Annotated in this window: 20 protein-coding genes; 5 read left to right on the forward strand and 15 right to left on the reverse strand. The window is 43.4% G+C overall.

The window, feature by feature from the left end; translation table 11 throughout:
* Positions 1-51: 51 nt before the first annotated feature.
* From bamA to MUK70_RS20225, 7 genes are all read right to left on the reverse strand, one after another.
* On the reverse strand, positions 52-2,649 hold the full coding sequence (bamA, locus tag MUK70_RS20195; protein WP_234654890.1) for an outer membrane protein assembly factor BamA: 2,598 nt from the start codon (positions 2,647-2,649) through the stop codon (positions 52-54).
* 6 nt (positions 2,650-2,655) lie between these two features.
* Positions 2,656-3,408 carry an undecaprenyl pyrophosphate synthase gene (uppS, locus tag MUK70_RS20200; protein ID WP_234654891.1) on the reverse strand — a complete coding sequence of 251 codons (753 nt, stop codon included), beginning with the start codon at positions 3,406-3,408 and terminating at the stop codon, positions 2,656-2,658.
* Positions 3,409-3,727: 319 nt separating this feature from the next.
* Positions 3,728-4,510, reverse strand: coding sequence for a LytR/AlgR family response regulator transcription factor (locus MUK70_RS20205; protein ID WP_234654892.1), 783 nt, complete (start codon positions 4,508-4,510; stop codon positions 3,728-3,730).
* Positions 4,494-5,942, reverse strand: a complete 1,449-nt coding sequence (locus MUK70_RS20210; protein WP_234654893.1) for a histidine kinase — start codon at positions 5,940-5,942, stop codon at positions 4,494-4,496. Before MUK70_RS20210 ends, MUK70_RS20205 begins: the two co-directional genes overlap by 17 nt.
* A 21-nt stretch (positions 5,943-5,963) precedes the next feature.
* The gene (locus tag MUK70_RS20215) at positions 5,964-6,623 is read right to left on the reverse strand and encodes a hypothetical protein (protein WP_234654894.1); all 660 of its coding nucleotides are present in this window, start codon (positions 6,621-6,623) and stop codon (positions 5,964-5,966) included.
* 33 nt (positions 6,624-6,656) lie between these two features.
* Positions 6,657-8,816, reverse strand: a complete 2,160-nt coding sequence (locus MUK70_RS20220) for a TonB-dependent receptor (protein ID WP_234654895.1) — start codon at positions 8,814-8,816, stop codon at positions 6,657-6,659.
* Between the two features lie 128 nt (positions 8,817-8,944).
* The gene (locus tag MUK70_RS20225; protein ID WP_234654896.1) at positions 8,945-9,580 is read right to left on the reverse strand and encodes a 3-keto-disaccharide hydrolase; all 636 of its coding nucleotides are present in this window, start codon (positions 9,578-9,580) and stop codon (positions 8,945-8,947) included.
* Positions 9,581-9,675: 95 nt separating this feature from the next.
* Between MUK70_RS20225 and MUK70_RS20230 the strand changes: the two genes are divergently transcribed.
* Entirely contained in the window at positions 9,676-10,185 is a 510-nt protein-coding gene (locus MUK70_RS20230) for a fasciclin domain-containing protein (protein ID WP_234654897.1), read from the forward strand.
* A gap of 72 nt (positions 10,186-10,257) precedes the next feature.
* Here the strand turns inward: MUK70_RS20230 and MUK70_RS20235 are convergent, their stop codons facing one another.
* Positions 10,258-10,677, reverse strand: a complete 420-nt coding sequence (locus MUK70_RS20235) for a nucleoside-diphosphate kinase (RefSeq protein WP_234607816.1) — start codon at positions 10,675-10,677, stop codon at positions 10,258-10,260.
* 202 nt (positions 10,678-10,879) lie between these two features.
* Between MUK70_RS20235 and MUK70_RS20240 the strand changes: the two genes are divergently transcribed.
* The 4 genes from MUK70_RS20240 (at position 10,880) to MUK70_RS20255 (ending at position 14,454) form a co-directional block, all read left to right on the forward strand.
* Positions 10,880-11,914 (forward strand): DHH family phosphoesterase, encoded by a 1,035-nt coding sequence (locus MUK70_RS20240; RefSeq protein WP_234607817.1) that lies wholly within the window; start codon positions 10,880-10,882, stop codon positions 11,912-11,914.
* Between the two features lie 55 nt (positions 11,915-11,969).
* Entirely contained in the window at positions 11,970-12,869 is a 900-nt protein-coding gene (locus MUK70_RS20245) for an FKBP-type peptidyl-prolyl cis-trans isomerase (RefSeq protein ID WP_234607818.1), read from the forward strand.
* An 85-nt stretch (positions 12,870-12,954) separates the two neighbouring features.
* Positions 12,955-13,530 (forward strand): RdgB/HAM1 family non-canonical purine NTP pyrophosphatase, encoded by a 576-nt coding sequence (gene rdgB / locus MUK70_RS20250; RefSeq protein ID WP_234654898.1) that lies wholly within the window; start codon positions 12,955-12,957, stop codon positions 13,528-13,530.
* 30 nt (positions 13,531-13,560) lie between these two features.
* Positions 13,561-14,454, forward strand: coding sequence for a polyphosphate kinase 2 family protein (locus tag MUK70_RS20255; RefSeq protein ID WP_234654899.1), 894 nt, complete (start codon positions 13,561-13,563; stop codon positions 14,452-14,454).
* Between the two features lie 63 nt (positions 14,455-14,517).
* Here the strand turns inward: MUK70_RS20255 and MUK70_RS20260 are convergent, their stop codons facing one another.
* The 7 genes from MUK70_RS20260 to rplQ form a co-directional block, all read right to left on the reverse strand.
* Positions 14,518-15,471 carry a DUF8428 domain-containing protein gene (locus tag MUK70_RS20260; RefSeq protein ID WP_234607821.1) on the reverse strand — a complete coding sequence of 318 codons (954 nt, stop codon included), beginning with the start codon at positions 15,469-15,471 and terminating at the stop codon, positions 14,518-14,520.
* Positions 15,472-15,798: 327 nt separating this feature from the next.
* Complete coding sequence (locus MUK70_RS20265) at positions 15,799-16,410, reverse strand: hypothetical protein (RefSeq protein WP_234654900.1); 612 nt, start codon at positions 16,408-16,410, stop codon at positions 15,799-15,801.
* Between the two features lie 91 nt (positions 16,411-16,501).
* Positions 16,502-18,034 (reverse strand): 2,3-bisphosphoglycerate-independent phosphoglycerate mutase, encoded by a 1,533-nt coding sequence (gene gpmI, locus MUK70_RS20270; protein WP_234654901.1) that lies wholly within the window; start codon positions 18,032-18,034, stop codon positions 16,502-16,504.
* A 43-nt stretch (positions 18,035-18,077) separates the two neighbouring features.
* Entirely contained in the window at positions 18,078-18,410 is a 333-nt protein-coding gene (locus tag MUK70_RS20275) for an FtsB family cell division protein (RefSeq protein ID WP_026631255.1), read from the reverse strand.
* A 58-nt stretch (positions 18,411-18,468) separates the two neighbouring features.
* Positions 18,469-19,740, reverse strand: a complete 1,272-nt coding sequence (eno, locus tag MUK70_RS20280) for a phosphopyruvate hydratase (RefSeq protein WP_234607825.1) — start codon at positions 19,738-19,740, stop codon at positions 18,469-18,471.
* Between the two features lie 91 nt (positions 19,741-19,831).
* Positions 19,832-20,935, reverse strand: a complete 1,104-nt coding sequence (gene carA, locus MUK70_RS20285; protein ID WP_234654902.1) for a glutamine-hydrolyzing carbamoyl-phosphate synthase small subunit — start codon at positions 20,933-20,935, stop codon at positions 19,832-19,834.
* A gap of 153 nt (positions 20,936-21,088) precedes the next feature.
* Positions 21,089-21,670: a 50S ribosomal protein L17 gene (rplQ, locus tag MUK70_RS20290; protein WP_234607827.1), complete on the reverse strand. Its 582-nt coding sequence runs from the start codon at positions 21,668-21,670 to the stop codon at positions 21,089-21,091.
* Positions 21,671-21,731 lie beyond the last annotated feature (61 nt).

Raw genomic sequence — 21,731 nt, forward strand, 5'->3', positions numbered from 1 at the left:
CCAGGGAGCTAATAATTTGCAAACTTCTTAACGAAACAACAGTCAAATATATTATCTGATTTGCTGACCAATCGTAAAATGGAATTGTGGTCCGCTTCGCTTGGACTCTCCCTGTATTTTATCAAATCCATAACCCCAGTCGATACCTAAAAGTCCGAATGCCGGCATAAATATACGGGCACCCACCCCGGCTGAGCGTTTCAGGTCGAATGGATTAAACTCTTTGTATGTTCCCCAGTTGTTACCGCCTTCCGCAAAACCAAGAATAAAGATGGTAGCCTGCGGGTTCAATGAAACGGGATAACGAAGTTCCATTACATATTTGTTATACACAATTCCACCTCCTGATGCCGGATAACCCTGCTCATTCTGCGGCCCGACTTTCTGATCCTGGTAACCACGCAGACCAATGATGTCCTGGTCAGCCAGCGAGAATGAACCCTGTCCTGCCAGACCCGACCCGCCTACGATGAAGCGGCCAAATGGGCTGTAACCCACTTTGTCTCCATAAGCACCCAGGAAACCCATGTGTGTACGGGCGCTCAAAACAAGTTTCCCGGTAATTGTTGCATAATAGCTGGCATCAAACATCCATTTGTGATACTCAACCCAACGATATGTGTCCGTTTTGTCTGTAAAATCCTTTTTTCTTAAAGCTGAATAAGGAGGTGTAAAAGTTCCGCTCAGTGAAATATTACTGCCGCTTCGGGGAAATTGGAAGTCACTAAGTGTATTCCGAGAAATCGTTGTGTTGAACGAAATATTGTTCGATACACCGTTACTGTATCCTATCCTAAAAATGTCCAAGTCATCCAATCTGTACCGCTGATAAGATAGCGAATGAGTCATCACAAGATTACGATCCGGTTCTTTAAGACGGCGGCCAAGCGATAGCGTAATTCCATTATTAAAATATCCCCCACGGTAGCTTAGGTTTCCGCCACTAGCCCCGCCTGAATAAAAAGAACTAGGATCCGTCATACGGTAAACTGTGCGCTGCAGAGAAACACCAAAGTTGATCGGTTTCTTACCGCCCAGCCACGGCTCACTGAATGATAGCGAATAGGTTTGATATTGCTTTCCGTTCGCCTGGAAACGCAGTGATAGTTTCTGTCCGTCGCCAGAAGGCAATGGTCTCCATGTTTCACGGTTTGGGATATTTTTCAAAGAGAAGTTATTGAATACCAAACCAAGCGTTCCTACGAACCCAATGTATCCACCCCATCCACCAGATAATTCGATCTGGTCAGAAGGTTTTTCTTCTACTGTATATTCAATGTCCACCGTTCCGTCCTGCTGGTTTGGGATCGGATTGATCTGGATTTTTTCAGGGTCAAAATAGCCCATTTGGGATAGCTGACGCTGCGTGTTAATGATCTCTGTTTTGCTGAACTTTTGTCCGGGCAATGTAAAGAGTTCCCTTAATACCACGCGGTCACTGGTTTTGGTATTGCCATTCAGCAAAATGCGGTTGATTGTTGCCTGCTTCCCTTCGAACATTCTTAATTCAACGTCGATTGAATCGCCTTCAACTGCTTTTTCGGTAGGCTCAATGCGGAAATACAGATAACCGTCGTCCATGTAAATGGAACTAACGTCGGCTCCCGGGATACCATTGATCTTTTTATCAAGTTCTTCCGGGTTGTAAACATCACCTTTTTTGACACCCAAACGCTCACCCAGATAGGCAGAAGTGTAAAGGTAATTTCCAGACCAGGTAATGTCACGATAAAAATATTTAGTCCCTTCATCAATTTTCATCACAATGCTGATCGTCTCGTCACCATTCTTGATGGAGTCAAATTCGATTGTAGCATCGCGGTATCCGTTCTTGCGATAGTAAGCAATGAGTTTTTCCTTATCCTCGTCGTATTTTTTAGGAATGTATTTGGATGGGTTAAAAAGGCGGCCAATTCGTTTTTGCTTGGTGCCTTTCATTTTGCGTTTAAGGATTTTGTCGCTTACCGCTGTATTTCCCTGGATATCTATTTTCTCAATCTTAACCTTTTTACCTTTTGTAATGGTAAAGTTAAGCGTAGCCTGTCCGCGCGTTGAATCCGGAATTTGCAACACTTTAACTTTCGTGTTGTAAAACCCTTTATCCATATAATATTTCTTAATGACAAGCTGCGTGTTCTTGATTACGGTTGGCGTAATCACGCGTCCTTTGATCAATTTCACCTTATCATTCAATGTTTCGCGCTCGCCTTTGCGAATGCCCGAGAAGGAAACCTTATAAAGACGTGGACGTTCTTTGATGTGAATGTTCAGCCAGATCTTTTCTCCCTCCACTTTCGTAGCCATGATCTCTACGTCGTTCAATGTCCCGAAGTCCATCATTCTTCTGATCGATGATGGGATAGCAGGACCCGGAACTCTTATTTTATCACCTGGTTTTAATCCTGAGATGGAAACCATGGAATTCGGGTCCAGAAACTGAGTTCCCGAAACGGTTACTTCCGCAATTGTAAATTCCTTTGGATTAGCTGGGTCGATCCCCAAATTGGCAGCAGCAGTAGCAGGTTTTGAGCCTGAAGCCCCAAGCCCAATCTTTTGTGCATTCGCTGAAAAACACCAGCAAAGCAAGATTAATGCTAAGAAAGTTTTAAGGTGTGCTAATGATTTATTCAAATTTTTCACAAGATTCATATTATTCTACTTAGCACTATTTGCTTTTATTTGTTCACCGGTTTTGCCAAAACGACGCTCTCTGTTTTGAAATGCAGCAATCGCCTCGTATAAATGTTCCCGCCTGAAATCCGGCCAGAAAAGGTTTTCGTAAAAATACAACTCGGCATAAGCAAGCTGCCAAAGCAGGAAGTTGCTGATCCTGTGATCGCCTCCAGTACGCAACATGAGATCCACCTCCGGACGGCTTTTTGTTGCCAGTTTGGTTGCCAGCATTTCTTCGTTGATCTGCTCGGGAGTTATAACCCCATTTTTCACATCCTCCGCTATCTTCTTCGCAGCCTGGGTTATGTCCCATTTTCCACTGTATCCGAGCGCCAGGATCAGGTTGAGGCCTGTATTGTCTTTGGTTGCTTCAATGGCCTCTGCTAAGGTATTGCGGCAGCTTCTTGGCAAACTATCCGTGTCCCCTATCGTGTCCAGCTTCACATTGTTTTTGAGCATGGTAGGCAGCTCGTTGCTGATCGACTGAACCAATAATTCCATCAAAGCCCTTACTTCAAACTCGGGGCGGGCCCAGTTTTCGGTAGAAAATGCATAGAGTGTCAGAAATCCGACCCCTAGTTCCGCACAACCTTCGGTTACTTCCCTAACGGCCTTAATCGCATTGCGATGGCCGAAAATGCGCGCTGCTCCCTGGTTTTGGGCCCATCTTCCGTTACCGTCCATGATAACGGCTATGTGCTTAGGCAGATTGCCCGTATCAATGAGCTCCTTCATTATTCCTGACCCCTTTAACCTTTTTTAACAAAACAAATGAACTATAAACAAGGATCTTATCAATTCAGACCGAATTTTAAATTTCCCCGCTTTTCTAAAAGGGATCACTTTGTACATCACGATACGCAGGATTGCAGTATTCTGTGTCGAAGACTAAAAAAATATTAGTCTTACCGGCGCTTCAAATATTTGCAAACCTTCTGATGAACAGCTGATTAACCTTAAAAATAGTAGTGGAATTTAAAATCAGGGCGCAATTTAGGAATAAGTATGGCCTCTTCAAAATCAATATTTCCAGTCGCTTGAACTAGTAACCCAATTAATTATCAAGAAGATGGCGTATTGCATCGCCATATGTGCTGCCGCTTGTGACCTGGGATGCCTTGCGGTCGCGCATGATAATGACATACTTGCTGTTGAAATGCTTTTGAATCTCTTTGATGTGGTGAGAATTTACGATCCCGGCACGGCTGACGCGCAGATATTGCTTTGGAAGCTTCTCTTCAAGCGAGGTAAGGGTGTAGTTAAGCAGATATTTTTGTCCGTCCAATGTATTGAGAAAGACGTATTTTTCTTCTGCTTCAAAATGAGTGATTTCGGTTAACGGGATCAGCAGGATCCGGTCGCCTGATTTCACGGAAAGCGAGAAAATTTCTTTTTTGGGCTTCATTTCCTCCAATAATTTGAGGAGGTTTTCCGAATAAGGGTTTATTCCTGCAACATTGTTCGCGCCCGCTTTGGTGATATTCCGAATCTTTTCAATGGTCTTGATAAGCCGCTCGTTCTCCACCGGTTTTAACAGATAATCCACAGAATTTTCTTCAAAAGCACGGATCGCATATTGATCATAGGCTGTCGAAAATATTACCAGGGGCATTTTGGTGAGTTTGGAAAGCATTTCGAAACCGTTCAAAAGCGGCATCTCGATGTCCAGAAAAATGATATCGGGATTAAATTTATCTATTTCAACCAAACCCTCTGCGCCATTTTTTGCTTCGGAAACGATGGAAAAAACGTCACTATGCTTCTCCAAAAGTCTTCGAAGGCGGCTCAATGCCAATGGTTCATCGTCTATCAGTATCGTTTTAAGTGGGAATTGCATGGCTATGCTGTTGATTTTGTATGATGGCAGATTTTTGAATGGAAATATTTACCGACTTGCGAGGGTTGTTATGCAGCTCGAGGCGGGCATCTTCTCCATAAAGCAGCTTTAATTTATCCTGAATACTCCTGATGCCATAACCTGCGCCCATTGTGTCGGAAAATGAAGGGCCATTGTCATGCACGCATAAGTGCAGCCAGTCATTTTCCTCATAAATTTTAACAACAATTTCTCCCTGCTCAGCCATTTTGGAGACACCATGCTTGATTGCATTCTCAACGATAGGCTGCAGAATGAACTTGGGAACCTGTAATTCTTTCAAGGCAGGATCGGTTACTTCCACGGTGAACCGGAGCCGATCGCCAAACCGGACTTTTTCCACCTGCAGATACGTGGCTACCATTTCCAGTTCATTTTCTATGGTGTCAAAATAGTCGTTGGTTTTTCTCCCGGTCGTGTATCTGAAAAGTTTTGAGAGCAAAAGTGTCATTTCCTCCGCCTTGTCCGGATTTTCATGCACAAGGCTGGCAATGCTGTTTAATGAATTGTATAAAAAATGAGGATTAATGCGCGCCTGCAATGCGTCCAGTTCAGCGCGTGTTTTGAGTTTTTCCAGATTAAGAAGCTGGTATTCCTGATCTGAGATTTTTCTTGAAATCTGCTTGCCTTCACGGCTTAAAAAATAAAATACGTTGGCCACGATGATCGGTCCCCACATATACCAATACCAGGGCGCATTCTGCGCAGACTCATTGGGGTAGAGCGTCCGGTAATTGCTTACAAGTGCCACGCCAAATAAGAAATAAATTGCCATGCTCAGCAGGTTATTGAAAATCAGTACAATGATTGACAATATCAAATGCTTGACAAAGTTCCGCTTAATGAATACATCAAGCCAAATGGTGATTCCTTGTGTCAGCAGAATGGTGAAAACGCCTGCAATGATATTTTGTGAGATCAGATATTGGTACAATTTAATGCGTACAGGCTCATTTGTGAAGGAAATTTCGGCTGTAAAATAGGAAATCGCATTGATCCCATATAAAAGGACGGCGCCCAGGATTGCCGCAACCATTGTGCCTATCCAGCCCTGGTTCTGAATGATGCCGATCAGGCTGAAATCCCGCCAGTTGAATGATTTTTCCTGCGAAGTAAAACTAAAATTCGCTCCTTCAACTTTTGCTCCTGTCAGATCTACGTCTGTTAAACTGCTAAAACTCAGGTCTGCATTGCGCAGATCCGAGTTCCGGAATGTGGTCCTGTCCAGCGCGGAGAACCGAAGCTTTGCATTCCGCAGATTGGCTCCATCAAAATTAATGTCCTTCAGACTCGAAAAACTGAAATCAGCATTTTCCAGGTCCATATTACTAAAATCCCTTCCATCCAGCGATGAAGCCGTCATCCGCAGGCGCTTCGTTCCTTTGTCGTCCATATTTCCTAACGATAACGCATTTTACTGATTAGTTTGGGCCAGCATCCATTCAGTTTCGGCTTTGCCCCAGTCGGGATGAATGCTGGTTTCGGGTTTAAATGCGGCAAATTTTTGGCTTGCCTTTTCCAGGAATGTTTTCGCCGGCTTTTTACCGCCTCCAAATTCCTCTGGAGTAAAAAACACGCTGGACCCTTCCAGGTAATATATTCTAGGATTCTCTGCATTTACTTTTTTGGCAGATGTTATATATTCCGCAAATTTAGCACCGTCTGCTTCCCACCTGTTCGCCGCATCGGCAGCGAGGTGTATTTGAGAATGAAAGGCTTGCATCACCAATATTTCATCATTCGGCTTTCCTGCAATCGCTTCTGCATCCTTTAATAAGGCGCCCGCTTTCTCCAGATACTTGTCTTTTTCCTCCAGACTGGCCCCAACGAAGCCCAGGATTACGTTACAATGTGCTGCATAATATTTGGGAAGCCACTCTTTGGGTTCTGCCGCTGCAATGCGCTCAAAACGGTTAGCAATGTCCTGTAATGCCTTTGCGTCCGGTTTTTCCTTATCCAGTCCATTCAAAGCCTGGATGTTTGTCGTCATAGCCTGCGTGTATTTTTCATTTTGCGCCAAAACCATACACATTGAAAGCACGAATGCGAGTGCGGTGAAAATCGTCTTTTTCATAATTATAGTTGTTTAAATAGATTACTGTTCTGATCAAATGTCATCTTTTGAAACCTTTGCCTTTTTGGAAAGCATGATCTGCATGCCTACAAAGAAACTCCTGTAACTCTGCGGGCCGACGGCATAGCGCGTCTTCCCATCCGGCGTATAGCGGTAGGTGAATACATTTTTTGTATTTAAAATGTTGTCCACCGAGGCGTAGAATATAACCAGGTTACCCAACACATTTTGAAGCTTGCTGGCCTGAATGTTCACATTATGAACAGGTGCTGTTTTATCGCCGAGAAATTGTTCGTTGTTGGGGTTGTAATAGGGTCTGCCGCTCGTGAAAGCATAAGTCATGCTTACATTGGTGGTTATTTTCTGAAACCACTTCTTCGCGATCAGGCTAATGTTGTGATTGGAAATGAACGTGGGCGTAGTGGATTCTTGAAATTGCTGGAAAAGCCTTTCGGAATCCACAAAACTGTACGTGATCCAGTAATCGAAGTTTTTGATCGTTTTTTGGTCCCGCCAGAAAAAATCGAAACCGCGTGCGTAGCCTTCTCCACCATTGTTGGTTCGGCCCCAGGGAAAACGGTAAGGATCGGCGTCGAATTTCTGGCCTGTAAATTCGCGCACAAGCTGCGCGTAGTTTTTGTAAAATGCCTCTGCCCGGAATGTACGCTGGTTTTTAATGATCTGATAGTTCAGGATCAAATGGTCAGCGCGCTCGTAATCCAGGTTTTTATTGGTGTAAAGATATTTGTAGTCGGGATTTTGGTAAAACTGACCTGCCGCTAGTGAAACCTGACTGTATTTTCCTGTTTTATAAGCAAACGAAAGGCGCGGCGCCAGATTGACGTCTCTGAGAATGGAGGAATATTCCGCCCGAAGCCCAATGCGGCCGGCAAGCTCCCGGGTAATGTAGATTTCAGATTCAATAAAAGCGGCTGTATAGCGGTCTTTCAGGTTGTATAATTTACCAGCAACACCGTTTTTCAAACGGATCGCATGCGCCTCTGCACCGAAAAGGATCGTATTATTCCCTGAAAGAAGCCTTGAAAGCACAACGCGGCCCTGTGTTCTTTCATCGAAACGGTCAAAATTAAAACCATCTAATGTCGTGTTGTCATTGTTGCGGCTGTAAGAAAATCCGGAGTTCAGTGACCAGCGTCCATCCTTCCAGGAGTCTGTATAGGTGCTCGTTACGAAGGAATTTTTATTTTCAAGATCCAGCTTCATTTGGCCCGAATCACTCGCAGGTGCCCTGGAATTCATGCTCAAATCACTGGCCGAATACATTCCATAGACTTTCAGGACGCCGTTTTTTGTTGGCCTAAGGCGGTATGTCAATGAAGAGCCTTTGAATTCAGGCTCTTGCAACCAGTCTACATTCTGTTTTACGAGAGAAAAAAGTGGTTTGAGATTACCATAATAAGCAACAGCAGAGATAGATTGGTTTTTGGTCGCATAATCGTAATTAAGCCCTGCGTTGGCAAGGTTCAGACTGATCCCCAAACCATTATTACTAACCTTATCTGTGGTATTAAGCAGCAAAACGGAGGAAAGCGCCTGTCCATACTGCGCAGAGTAACCGCCTGTGCTAAATGAAGTCCCTTTGAACATAAATGGATTAAACCTGCCACGCGATTGCACGTCAGGCAAGGAACTGAAAAATGGATTCTGAACGATCATTCCATCAATCACAACCTTGGTTTCCTGCCCGGAACCGCCTCTTACGAAAAGCCCTTCCTGCTCTCCTACGCGCTGGGCGCCCGGGAGGAACTGCATGGCGCCGGTAATATCCGCGGCTGCACCGGCGGTGGTTACAATGTCGAGTGGCTTCAACATAGCCATTCGTTTTTCGTCGGATGCCTCAAATGCGCCTGCCGTAATGACCACGGTGTTCAATTCATTGGCCAGCTCTTCCACTTTTACCGACAGGTCGGTTGCATTGTCCTTTATTCCAATTTTCTTTTCGAATGCTTCATAACCAACATATGTTGCGGCGAGTGTAGCGGTGTCTGTCTCGCTTGTTTGAAAGCTGAAACTCCCGTTGGCATCTGTGGTGGTCCCGTCGTAGGTGCCTTTTAAAAATACATTGGCTCCCGGTAAAGCATTCCCTTTCTTATCGGTAACCTTCCCGCTTACTGTCTTTTGGGCAGAGCAAAGCGGGGAGATCAATAATAGTAAATAAAAAAAAAGCTTCATGGCTAACAGCATTTGTGTTCCTTGTTGACACAAATCTATCAGCCATGAAGCCGTATGCTAAGTAATTTCCGACGAACTGCGCATTTGAAACGTATGAACTTCGTTTCGACCGGAATGAAAAATCGGGATTAAAGCTCTTCGACAGTAATATTTTTCCACCGTACTTTGATTCCGCCACCATCGTGGATCTGCAATGCGATTGAGCCTTCACCAGCGCCGATTTTCGCGTCCGTGAAATCAACCATTTGATTACCATTCAAATAGGTTTTAACATTATCGCCCACCGCACGGATTCTCAATGTATTCCATTCGCCCATTTTCAGAAAACCTTCTTTTTCATCGGGGATTTGTACAAGCCAGTTGCGACCGTAGGACTCGTAAATTCCGCCTGTATCATGGTTTGGCGGTGCAACTTCAACCTGCCAGCCTGCAACCTTTGTGCCGTCCACGGTCGAGCGGAAAAATACGCCGCTGTTACCATTGGCTTCCTGCTTGAATTGCAGGGAAAGGTCGAAATTCTTGTAAAACTTGTCCGTCGTCAAATAGCCATATTTCTTATCAGGGCCGCTTTCGCAGATCAATTCGCCGTTTTCTACATACCATTTTTCTGTTCCGTTTACTTTCCAGCCGGTCAGATCTTTTCCGTTAAATAATTTAACAGGTTTTTTTAACGGGTTGGGAACGGGTGCCTTATAAGCGAGAAATGCTGAGTTAAGGAGCAAAATGGCCGCAGAGAGCACAGCTAGTTGTCTAAGTTTTAACATAATGGATTGGGGGTTAGGATTAAAAAAATTACATTAAGAATTCGGTCAAAATACATTTTCCATTAGTTTTACGGAAATTAACCAATGGGAAAGCTATGAAAAAAAACCGTTTTGTATGGCCTTATGTGGCATTTTTTTTACTTGCAGTGTTGTCTTCGGGAGTAATTATTTCCTGCAAAGAAAAGAATGAGGACATCGTAAAGCGCAAAACGATTACAGAGGTCATCATGGAGAATGAGCGATTTAGCATTCTGAAAGATCTGATGCTTTATGCCAAAATGAGTGACGGATTGCGGACCGGTGAAGTAACTTTTTTTGCACCTGACAATGCTGCCTTTGGCCGTGCCAATATTTTCTCTTCCTCCGTATTGACCGCGATGCCAGAAGATTCGGTTCGGAAACTTATAAATAACCACATTGTAGGAAAAGAGCGGCTTGACTATAAAAGCCTTAAAGAAGGAAAGAAGAAGGCGATCGGAGGCAAAGAACTGAGCATTACCAAAACGGACAGCATCTTTTCTGTAAACAGAGCGGACATTATCCTTTCTGATATCAGCGCTGCAAATGGTGTCATCCACATTATCGACAGTCTTGCCATAAGGTGAGACCATAAGATTTGTAAATAAAACGGCCCGGTTGAATGTTCAGCCGGGCCGTTTTATTGGATACTTTAATACTTAGAATTGCTCGATGTGAGCAAAGAAGAAATTTCCCTCTATTTCAGCATTCTCATCGGAATCGGAACCGTGGATTGCGTTGGCTTCGATGGATTTCGCAAATAACTTACGAATTGTGCCTTCGTCAGCATTGGCAGGGTTAGTGGCGCCAATCAGCGTACGGAAGTCAGCAACGGCATTGTCTTTCTCCAAAATCATCGGAACGATCGGGCCGGAAGACATATATTTGCATAAATCATTGTAGAAAGGGCGCTCCTTGTGCACTGCATAAAATTCTCCGGCGCGTTCCGGGGTAAGCTGTGTTTTTTTCAAGGCTACAATCCGGAATCCGGCCTCCTCAATCATTTTGATAATTGCTCCCGAATTACCGTCTTGAACGGCATCCGGCTTAATCATTGTGAATGTTCTATTTGTTGGCATACTATCGGCTAAATTTATTTGCTGCAAAACTATACAATTTTTCATTTTATATCCTTGCCCCTCTCTTCGTATGTCGGCGTAACCATCAAAACATTGCCTGATAACCAGCCTTTAGGGGACAACATTGAGCAAATCCCAACAGTTTTATTAATTTTGTGGGCTCAATGCAAAGCAAATTTTCTTCTGTCCGAATTAAGTAGCTGTGAATCAAACCGTTGAAGAGCTTAGCTCTTTTCTATCCCAACCACAAAAAATCATCATTACGATGCATCGTGACCCCGACGCCGACGCGCTGGGATCGTCATTGGGCTGGGCAAGTTATTTAATCAAGAAAGGGCACGAAGTTACGGTCATCAGCCCAACGGATTATACTGCGAATTTGCGCTGGCTATCTGGTATTGAGCATGTTTTGGTTTATGAAAAGCAAGCAGATCAGGTTAAATGCAAGAATAAAATTGCGCAGGCGACATTGATATGCTGCCTGGATTTTTCAGCTCTTTCGAGGCTTAAAGATCTGGGCAAGGTCGTGGAAGAAGCTGCCGCCCCCAAATTAATGGTGGATCATCATCTTGAACCTGAACATTTTGCAAAATGGATGGTATGGGACACATATGCAGCCGCTACGGCCCAGCTTATTTACAAACTGATCAAAGAACTGGAAGGCGATTCTCCTGTGACTGAAATATTTGATATTCCAATGGCGGAATGTTTGTATGCAGGCATTATGACGGATACTGGCTCTTTCAGACACGGTAATGTCACCCCGGAAGTTCATTTGGCCGTTGCAGACCTGATGTTGACCGGTTTTGATTCCAGCCGCGTTCACAGGCTCATTTACGACAATGCGCCGCTTTCCAGGTTGCAATTTCTAGGTTACGTACTCTCTCAAAAATTGGTCGTATTACCCCAATACAGAACGGCTTATATGGTTTTAACGGAAGCAGAATTGCAGAAATTCAATTCCAGCACGGGAGAAACCGAAGGAATCGTTAATTATGGCTTGCAGGTCGAAAATGTGGTCATGTCTGCCATGTTCATTGAAAGAAAAGGCGAGGTGAAAATTTCTTTCCGCTCTGTGGGAACATTCTCGGTAAGGGATTTGGCGAGCACGTATTTCAGTGGCGGAGGACATAAGAATGCTTCCGGCGGAAGATCAGAACAATCAGTAAATGAAACAGTTGCAACTTTTTTAAGTATCCTTCCTGAATACCAGCAAGAACTTTTAAACGTTGATTAGTCTTAAATTTATACTTCAAAAATCACATCATAATCTTTCCAATTAACACAATCCAATGAATTTAAAAACAATCGGTTATGCAATGGGCGTAACTATTCTAGCAGCCGCTTGCAACCAACACCGAACGCAGGTTACTGAATCCGGTCTGAAATATCAGATTTTCGAACACGAAGATGACGCAAGAAAAGCTAAGTTGGGAGATATTATGACGTTCCACTTTGTTTTGAAAAACGGCACCGATTCCACGCTTCGCGACACATATAAAGAAGGCGCCCCTCAGAAAATGGTTTTGCAGGCTCCTCAATACAAAGGCAGCTTTGAAGAGGGCCTTGCTTTGCTGGCAAGCGGCGATAGCGCCAAAATATCGATCAATGCGGATACAATGTTTGCAAAAATCGGTCAACCAATGCCTCCGATGATCAAAAAAGGCTCTGACCTTAATTTTACGGTTAAGGTGGTAAGTGTCCTTACTTCTGAGGAATTCCAAAAGCAACTTTCGGAAGCAGGAACAAAACAAAAAGCAATCGACGCCAAGGTGATCGAAGATTACCTGACTAAAAATAACCTGAAAGCAAAAGCGCAGAAAACAGCATCCGGCCTGACTTACATAGATGACGTGGTCGGAACTGGCGAAAGCCCTAAGGCTGGTGACAATGTAAAGGTTCACTACACAGGAAAGCTTTTGGATGGAAAAGTATTTGACAGCTCCAAAAACGGCGGCAGACCGCCCATTGATTTCCAGGTGGGCGTAGGCATGGTAATCCCAGGCTGGGAAGAAGGTATTATGCTGATGAAAAAAGGCGGAAAACGCACTTTGATCATCCCATCAGGGCTAGCATATGGAGCTGAGGGATCACCAGGAGCTATTCCTGCCAACTCAGTTTTGTTGTTTGATGTGGAATTGATCGATTTCGGAAAAGCACCGGCACAACAACCTGGTCCTCCTGCGAGATAATCAAATAGAAACGAATTAAAACGGCTGCTTCACAAGAGTAGCCGTTTTTTTGTGTAAAATGCATTTTGAACAAATATTAATTCCCATGAAACTCTGCTTTGCCACCAACAATCTTCATAAGTTAAAGGAAATCCAGGCACTATTGGGCAATCAGTTTGAGCTGGTTACGCTCAGCGATATCGGCTGCGAAACGGACATTCCTGAGCCATTTGAAACAATCGCTGAGAACTCTGCCGCAAAAGCAAGATATGTATGGGACCATTACAGGATCAATTGCTTTGCGGACGACACTGGACTGGAAGTAGCCGCGCTCAATAGTGAGCCAGGCGTATATTCCGCGCGCTATGCGGGTCCTCAGCGGAATGCGGACGATAACATTGACCTGTTACTAACCAATCTGGCTGGTGAAAGTGACCGCAGCGCTCGATTTGTTACGGTAATTACATTGGTAATTGATGGAGAATATCAACAGTTTGAAGGAACAGTCGAAGGGCACATTATCAGTGAAAAAAGGGGCAGTAATGGATTCGGTTATGATCCTGTGTTCATGCCCAGCGATTTAACCCGGACATTTGCGGAAATGACGCTCGATGAAAAATCCTTGCTGAGCCACAGAGCACGTGCATTTGCCAAGCTGGTCGGGTTTTTGAGACAAGTGTAATAACAACATCATTCTTAAACAGCATTCATTATGCCAGACTTCAATTCAGACGAATATCGCGTGGATGGGACGCAGAAATTTCAGATCAAAAAAGCAAAAACGCGCTTCAAAGATATTTATAAGGATAAGGAAGAATATGAGTCCATGCAGGATGACTCGGCGAAGGAGCTAGATGTGCTGCAAAGCATGATGTATGCACACAACCGCTACGGGTTACTGGTTATATTTCAGGCTATGGACGCGGCCGGTAAGGACGGGACGATCAAACACGTGCTTGCAGGCGTAAATCCGGTAGGGGTGAAAATACATTCGTTCAAACGGCCCACAGAAACTGAACTTGAACATGACTATTTATGGCGTAGCAATCTCGTGCTCCCCCAACGAGGCACGATCACTATCTTTAATCGCAGTTATTATGAAGAAGTGCTTGTTGCGAAAGTGAACCCGGAAATCGTCACAACTTCCCAGCGGCTGCCCGTGGAGCTGACAGAAGACATGGACAAGCTTTGGAAGAACAGATATTCAGATATCAGAAACCTGGAAAAATATTTATATAGAAATGGAATCCGCGTTATCAAATTTTTCCTGAATGTATCTAAGGAAGAGCAAGCTTCACGCCTGATCGAGCGCATAGAGGATCCATCTAAAAACTGGAAATTCGAGGAGCAGGATGTAAAAGTGCGCGGGCAGTGGGATGAATATATGCAGGCTTATGAAGATTGCATTAACAACACGGCGTCGAAGAAAGCACCTTGGTTCGTCGTCCCGGCGGACGACAAGAAAAATCTTCGTCTAACAGTGTCTAAAATTATTGTGGAAGAACTTACGAAGATGAATATGTCTTATCCCGAGTCCGGGCCGGAACGTTCGGAAGAGTTACATCATTTTATTGATGTGATAAATGCTCAGAATACAGAAAGTTAAACACAAAAAAGGCGGCTGAATTCAGCCGCCTTTGATAGTTATGCATGGTGTGAAGTCTAATCCTTATTTCTTGATAGTGAAGTTTCCACCACCAATTTTATATCCTTCGGCATACAGTTCCACATTGTATTTACCTGGGCGGAACTGTGAGCTATTGTCATACAACAATTCTACTTTCTGGTTGTTGTTTTGGTAAGCAATAGACTCACGCGTTGTAAACTTAGACGGAGCTCCGTCAACTTCGAACTCTCCGGATCCAGTTGCGTCATCTGATACAACCGCTCCTTCAGGATCAAGCACACGAACATAGATGTCTTTCGATTCTTGTGCTGTCAACTCATTTTCAGGAAGCGTGAACACCATTTTGATTTTGTCAACACGGCTTGCTTTATACTCTTCTTTATCTTTTACCTTACCTCTTGAATTAACTGTAAGGATTTTCAGATTTTGTGCTTTCAATGCAGCAGCTTTTGTTACTTTATCGCTAAGTTCCTTATTAGCAGCTGTGAAAGTAACAACTGAGTCACTAAGCTCAGCTTGACGCTGTACTAACTTCTCACGCTCGCTGGTCAAACTTCCCACGTGTGTGCTCAAAGAATCGTTTGATGCTACCAACTTCTCGTTTTCAAGTTTCAACTGAGCAATCACCTCGTCTTTTTCTACAAGGAATTTTTCGTATTCTTTAATCTTGCCAAGATATTTGTTAGTTTCAACTCTTTTGCTTCTGCTGAAAGCCAGTTTATCTGCTTCCAGTTTTTCTTTAACTTTCGTTAATTCTGATACGTCACCACCTAGTTTTTCAATTTCAGCGATCTTCGCGTCCAGCACGGTCGAAATGGAGTCTAATTTAGTTTTGGTTACAGCCAATTCTCTCGCTTTTTCAACCACCATTGTTTCCTGTTGAGTCAACTCGTTTTTCTGAGTGGTAAACAAGTAGCCAAACATGGCTGTCGCAAGCCCAAGGACAACAACCATTGCCCAGGCGATACTTTGCTTATTTTTCTGTTCTTGTTCCATTGATTTTAGAGAATTTATTTAATATGATTTAGTTTTCATGTTGACAGGTTAAAAAGTTATCCGGGTCTACATGGATTTGTAACTTAAATCTCTAATTCTATGCCGAATTGCCACTTTCTACATCCCGCAGCCTTTTCCTGCATATTAAATTATATAAATAATACCAAAAAAGAGGCATAGCAACTTTCTAAGCCTCTTTTTGAAATGTATTATTAAATGGGGAAAATTAGTGCTGAACGGCTGTATGGAGGGAGGCGCTTTGGAAATTGGGTAATGTTTACCCAAAGTATGGTGTAACGGAACAAACAAACTTCATCCCAAAACCCGCTAAAATCCTATTTTTGCTGTAATATTAAAAGACTTGCGGTCCATGAACAAAAGCTTTTGATAACCTTTCACAGAATAGGAAGAAACTTCCAGCAAATTATCTCGCCGGCTTGATGTCAATTCGATGGTCTTTTCAGAACTATATATCCTGTTTTCAGACCGCAGCAGCGCTTTTACCATTACTGGTTGCTGTGTTGCACTGTCGACTTTGATCGTTAACAAACGGACGGGCAAATTCTCTCCATCTTTGATTTTATATTCATAAACAGACGAATCGCTCCTTGTAACTACATAGCTATTTCGATACGCAGGCTTATTAATGTCAGCTTGTACGAATAATTCCAGCTCTTTTTTCCAATCCGTTCCGGTCTCCAAGCGCACTTCTTCCTTTCCATCTAATTGGACAGTTTTGGTCACTTTTGCCTTTTTCTCATTCAGATAAACGATCTGATTTTCTATGAAACCTTTGAGATCATAATAAGCCTTTTTCTCATTAGGATCCGTTGCAGCATCCCTGCAACCGACTAATGTGATGAAGCATGCGACAATAAGAACAGATATGCATTTAATGAACACCGGACGGCTGGGAGGCAGTTTTGAAATAAAACGCATTGGTAATGTTGACTTTATCGCACAGAAGATCTAAAAAAACAGAGAGCCCAATGGACTCTCCGGTAAACAACATCATTGTAACAGGTTTAGTTTATAAGATACTAACTCCTGTCATTTCAGCTGACTTGGGAATCCCCATCAATTCAAGAATTGTAGGCGCTATATCAGCCAGCTTTCCATCTTTTATCGGATTTTGATAATTATTATCAACCAGCACGCAAGGCACCAGGTTCAGTGAATGTGCAGTATTGGGTGAGCCATCGTCATTCAGCATGTAATCTGAATTTCCGTGATCGGCAATGATGATGGAGGAATAGCCGTGATTCAGTCCCGTTGTAACGACGGTCTGCACGCATTGATCCACAACTTCACACGCTTTAACCGCCGCTTCGAACACGCCTGTATGGCCTACCATATCCGGGTTCGCAAAGTTGAGGCAAACAAAATCCACTTCCCCTTTCTCCAATTCAGGCACGATCGAATCCCTAATGCCAAATGCTGACATTTCAGGTTGCAGATCATAAGTAGCAACCTTTGGCGATTGGCAAAGTAAACGGCTTTCACCTTCAAATGGCTTTTCGCGTCCACCTGAAAAGAAGAATGTTACGTGCGGATATTTTTCAGTTTCAGCAATGCGGATCTGCTTTTTACCAGCTGCTTCGAGCACTTCTCCCAATGTATTGTTGAGATTGTCTTTATCAAAAATCACATCTACGCCTTTGAATGTATCATCATAATTGGTCATTGTGATGTATCTAAGGTTCAGCTTGTGCATGTTTTGCTCATGGAAATCCTGCTGCGTCAGCACTTCTGTAATTTCGCGGCCCCGGTCGGTCCGGAAATTAAAACATAACACAACATCGCCATCTTCAATAACACCGATTGGCGTCCCATCCGGATTTGTTGCAACGATAGGCATGATAAATTCGTCAGTAACGCCCGTTTCGTAGGAATCCTTAATTGCTTTTAACACCTCACCGGATGCTACGTGAGCACCTTCGCCATGCACCATTGCGTCATAAGCAAGCTTCACACGCTCCCAACGCTTATCACGATCCATTGCATAGTAGCGGCCCGTAACGCTCGCAATGCGGCCCGTTGTCTGATCTAATGTTTGTTGAAGCTCTGTTAAAAAGCCCAAACCACTTTTCGGATCGCAGTCACGACCGTCTGTGAATGCATGAACAAAAACATTTGTCAAACCACTGTCGGCAGCTATCTTAACAAGACCTTTTAAATGATCAATGTGTGAGTGAACACCACCATCGGACACCAGACCAATGAAATGCACTTTTTTATTATTTGTTTTGGCAAAATCCAAAGCACTGGTCAGCACAGGTTCGTTACCCAATGTTCCTTCGGTAACGGCCAGATTGATCTTAACCAGATCCTGGTAAACCACACGTCCTGCGCCAAGATTCGTATGCCCTACTTCTGAATTCCCCATCTGTCCGTCCGGGAGACCGACAGCCAGGCCGCTGGCAGCAAGTCTGCTGTGCGGATACTTCTGCATAATGCTGTCGTAAAAAGGAGTGTTGGCAGCTAAAACAGCGGAACGGCTTTCCTCGCCTGCTTTGGCAATGCCCCAGCCGTCCATGATTATAAGAATTACTTTTTTGCTCAATGTCTTAAAAATTAGATATTAACACGCAATGATCGACGCAAGCTTACTCGCTCTTTTTGCCTTCGACCGGTTGATTTTTCTCGTCAACGATTACATATACTTCCTCGTTGGGCTTGCGCATCATGAAATTCTCGCGGGCCCATTTTTCAAGCATTTTCGGATTACCGAAAACTTCATTCCGTTCCTTTTTAACTTCTTTGATTTTTCCGAGCAAAATGCCTTTTTCGTGTTCCAGTTCCTTCATCTTCATCCGGTTGGAGATCACAATCCGCATATTGTTATTATCAAGAAAAAGGATCCAGACAAACCACGCAAGAAAAGTGGCTATGTAGAAGTTTTTGAGCGTCTGGAGAGACCAGAATGATCCTTTTTTCATAAGGGAAGCGGGTGTATACAAAAACCGGAGCATTGAGCTCCGGTTTTGATTCATGATATCAGAATTTCAATCCTGGGAAATATGCATTTTCGCCCAATTCTTCTTCGATCCGAAGAAGCTGATTGTATTTCGCCATACGGTCAGAGCGAGAAGCAGAACCTGTTTTGATCTGTCCTGTGTTCAATGCTACTGCCAAGTCGGCGATTGTAGAATCTTCTGTTTCACCTGAACGGTGCGACATAATGCTCTTGTAGCTATTGCGTTTTGCAAGGTTAACTGTGTCGATTGTCTCCGTCAATGAACCAATCTGGTTTACTTTTACAAGCACAGCATTCGCAATTTGCGACTCGATTCCTTGTTGCAAACGCGTTACGTTCGTTACGAACAAATCGTCCCCAACCAACTGGATTTTCTTACCAACAGATTGCGTAAGTGTTGCCCAGCCAGCCCAGTCGTCTTCGTCCATACCATCTTCGATAGAAATGATTGGATATTTAGCAACCCACTGTGTCCAGTAATCAGCCATCTCATCAGAGCTCAACTTGCGTCCGTCTGATTTTTTGAAGTGGTAAAACCCATCTTCGTAGAATTCTGAAACAGCAGCATCCATGGCGATGAAAATATCTTCGCCTGGCTTGTAACCAGCTTTCTCGATCGCCTGGATTACTATTTCAATAGCTTCTTCATTGGATTTGATGTTTGGAGCAAAACCACCTTCGTCACCTACGTTAGTAGAATATCCTTTGCTTTTCAAAACCGTTTTCAGTGTATGGAAAACCTCAACACCCATTCTCAATGACTGAGAGAATGTATCTGCTTTCGCAGGCATGATCATGAATTCCTGAAAATCGATAGAATTGTCCGCGTGGCTTCCACCATTCAGGATATTCATCATTGGAACTGGCAATGTATTTGCGTTGGTTCCACCTACATAACGATAAAGTGGCAAGTTAGCTTCCTGAGCGGCAGCTTTCGCAGCGGCAAGGGATACGCCAAGAATAGCATTTGCCCCTAACTTCGCTTTGTTAGGAGTTCCGTCCAATTCCAGCATGATTTTATCAATCAGATTTTGCTCAAATACTGAACAACCGATCAACTCAGGGAAAATAATATCGTTGACGTTCTCAACGGCTTTCAAAACTCCTTTTCCTACGTATACGCTTTTGTCGTCGTCACGAAGTTCAACGGCCTCATGCTTTCCGGTAGAAGCTCCAGACGGAACAGCAGCACGTCCTAAATAGCCATTTTCAGTACGAATATCTACTTCTATTGTTGGGTTTCCTCTTGAATCCAGAATTTGTCTTGCATGTACTGATTGAATCGTACTCATTTGCAGCTTGTGGTTTTGATTTAAAATAGAATTTTTTAACGGTACAAAATAACACAAAAAATCCTCTGCATTACAGAGGATTTCGATATTTTCAGCTTGCTCTTAACAATTTAATAAATTCATCAAATAGATATCGCGAATCGTGCGGACCTGGCGACGCCTCAGGGTGATACTGAACTGAGAACGCAGGATAATCCTTTCTGCGAATTCCTTCAATTGTTTTGTCATTCAAATTCACGTGCGTGATTTCGATATCAGGATGGTTTTCAATTTCGTCAGGGTTCACCGCAAAACCATGATTTTGTGAAGTGACCTCACAGAACCCAGTTATCAGATTTTTAACAGGGTGGTTTAACCCACGGTGGCCATGGTGCATTTTATAAGTATTAATCCCACTTGACAATGCAAGAAGCTGATGTCCCAGGCAAATTCCAAAAAGCGGTTTGCTAGTCCTGATCATCTGATTTACACTCTCCACCGCATAAAGCATTGCTGCCGGGTCACCTGGCCCGTTGGATATAAAGAATCCATCAGGTTGCCAAGACATTACTTCTTCAAAAGGCGTTTTTGCCGGAAAAACCTTGCAATAGCATCCTCTCGACGTCAAATTTTGCAGAATACTTTTCTTGATTCCGTAGTCCATTACTGCAATTCTCCATTGGCTTGAAGATTCTTCGCCAACAAAGTAAGCATTCTCAGTGGTCACTTCAGAGGACAATTCGAGGCCATCCATGGAAGGGATTTTTTTCAATTCGGCCATCAGCTCTTTTTCGTCCAGAATTTCTGACGAAATAATTGCATTCATCACACCGCGTTGCCTCACATGACGCACGATGTGTCTTGTATCCACATTGCTTACACCAACAATGTTGGCCCTTTCAAAATATTCCTGCAACGAAAAATCAGCTGTATGTCTTGAATAGATTGGGGAGAAGGTGTTGCAAACCATTCCACGAATCTTCACCGAAGCAGATTCCTCTTCGTCTTCGAGCTGAACTCCGTAATTTCCAATATGTGAATTGGTATTAACAATGATTTGACCATAATAAGACGGATCAGTGTAGATTTCCTGATACCCTGTCATGCCTGTGTTAAAACAAATTTCTCCGCCGGTGGTCCCGCTTATTCCCAAAGCGATTCCCTTGTATGCCGTTCCATCTTCAAGTAATAACAGAGCTTCCTTTTTTTGACTCATTTTATTGCTAAATCTATTGTTGCCTACTATTTGTCTGAGCGCAATGCGCGGGTGTTTTTAAACTGCGGTGCAAAATTATAAAATTTTACCCATAAAAAAGGGTTAAACGAAACGTTCAACCCTTTTCTGTATATTCTTAATGTTTATCCAAAATTATTCCTTTTCAGTCTTAGATTCTGGCGCCTCATTATTTTCAGCAGCTTCGTCATTGGTTGCAGGTGCTTCGTCAGCAACTGGTTCCGCTTCTGCAACTACCGGATGATCTTCTTTTTTAACAGGTGCAGCAGCTGCTACTTCTGTTCCTTCTTTCTTCGCTCCTCCTCTTCTGCTACGTCTTGTTTTTGCAGGCTTGTCAGCATTAGCAAGAAGCAATGCGTCGTTGAAATCTACAAGTTCAATCAGTGCAATTTCCGCAGCATCACCAAGTCTGCTTCCAAGTTTGATGATACGGGTGTAACCACCTGGACGAGATGCAATTTTGTCTGAAACAACTCCAAAAAGTTCTTTTGTAGATTCTTTATCATTTAGATAAGAGAATACAACCCTTCTATTGTGGGTAGAATCTTCTTTGGCGCGAGTTAACAAAGGTTCAACATATTTACGAAGTTCCTTAGCCTTAGCAAGTGTTGTTTCAATTCTTTTGTGGATAATCAAAGAAGAAGCCATATTTGATAGCATCGCCTTGCGGTGAGATGCCGTTCTTCCTAAGTGATTACCTTTCTTACCGTGTCTCATTGTTTTGTTGTTTAGTTGCTTCGAGCGGCGGCTAGCGCGCTACAGAATACATACTTATTAT

The sequence above is a fragment of the Dyadobacter chenwenxiniae genome (genome assembly GCF_022869785.1).
In the GTDB taxonomy this organism is placed as follows: Bacteria; Bacteroidota; Bacteroidia; order Cytophagales; family Spirosomataceae; genus Dyadobacter; species Dyadobacter chenwenxiniae.

Coding starts and splice junctions, on each gene's coding strand:
- MUK70_RS20255 (WP_234654899.1), top strand. CDS start 13,561: ATGCCAGACTTCAATTCAGACGAATATCGCGTGGATGGGACGCAGAAA.
- carA (WP_234654902.1), bottom strand. CDS start 20,935: ATGAGTCAAAAAAAGGAAGCTCTGTTATTACTTGAAGATGGAACGGCA.
- MUK70_RS20230 (WP_234654897.1), top strand. CDS start 9,676: ATGAAAAAAAACCGTTTTGTATGGCCTTATGTGGCATTTTTTTTACTT.
- MUK70_RS20205 (WP_234654892.1), bottom strand. CDS start 4,510: ATGCAATTCCCACTTAAAACGATACTGATAGACGATGAACCATTGGCA.
- MUK70_RS20220 (WP_234654895.1), bottom strand. CDS start 8,816: ATGAAGCTTTTTTTTTATTTACTATTATTGATCTCCCCGCTTTGCTCT.
- MUK70_RS20215 (WP_234654894.1), bottom strand. CDS start 6,623: ATGAAAAAGACGATTTTCACCGCACTCGCATTCGTGCTTTCAATGTGT.
- MUK70_RS20245 (WP_234607818.1), top strand. CDS start 11,970: ATGAATTTAAAAACAATCGGTTATGCAATGGGCGTAACTATTCTAGCA.
- MUK70_RS20275 (WP_026631255.1), bottom strand. CDS start 18,410: ATGAAAAAAGGATCATTCTGGTCTCTCCAGACGCTCAAAAACTTCTAC.
- uppS (WP_234654891.1), bottom strand. CDS start 3,408: ATGAAGGAGCTCATTGATACGGGCAATCTGCCTAAGCACATAGCCGTT.
- MUK70_RS20260 (WP_234607821.1), bottom strand. CDS start 15,471: ATGGAACAAGAACAGAAAAATAAGCAAAGTATCGCCTGGGCAATGGTT.
- MUK70_RS20235 (WP_234607816.1), bottom strand. CDS start 10,677: ATGCCAACAAATAGAACATTCACAATGATTAAGCCGGATGCCGTTCAA.
- MUK70_RS20210 (WP_234654893.1), bottom strand. CDS start 5,942: ATGGACGACAAAGGAACGAAGCGCCTGCGGATGACGGCTTCATCGCTG.
- bamA (WP_234654890.1), bottom strand. CDS start 2,649: ATGAATCTTGTGAAAAATTTGAATAAATCATTAGCACACCTTAAAACT.
- eno (WP_234607825.1), bottom strand. CDS start 19,740: ATGAGTACGATTCAATCAGTACATGCAAGACAAATTCTGGATTCAAGA.
- MUK70_RS20225 (WP_234654896.1), bottom strand. CDS start 9,580: ATGTTAAAACTTAGACAACTAGCTGTGCTCTCTGCGGCCATTTTGCTC.
- rplQ (WP_234607827.1), bottom strand. CDS start 21,670: ATGAGACACGGTAAGAAAGGTAATCACTTAGGAAGAACGGCATCTCAC.
- MUK70_RS20265 (WP_234654900.1), bottom strand. CDS start 16,410: ATGCGTTTTATTTCAAAACTGCCTCCCAGCCGTCCGGTGTTCATTAAA.
- rdgB (WP_234654898.1), top strand. CDS start 12,955: ATGAAACTCTGCTTTGCCACCAACAATCTTCATAAGTTAAAGGAAATC.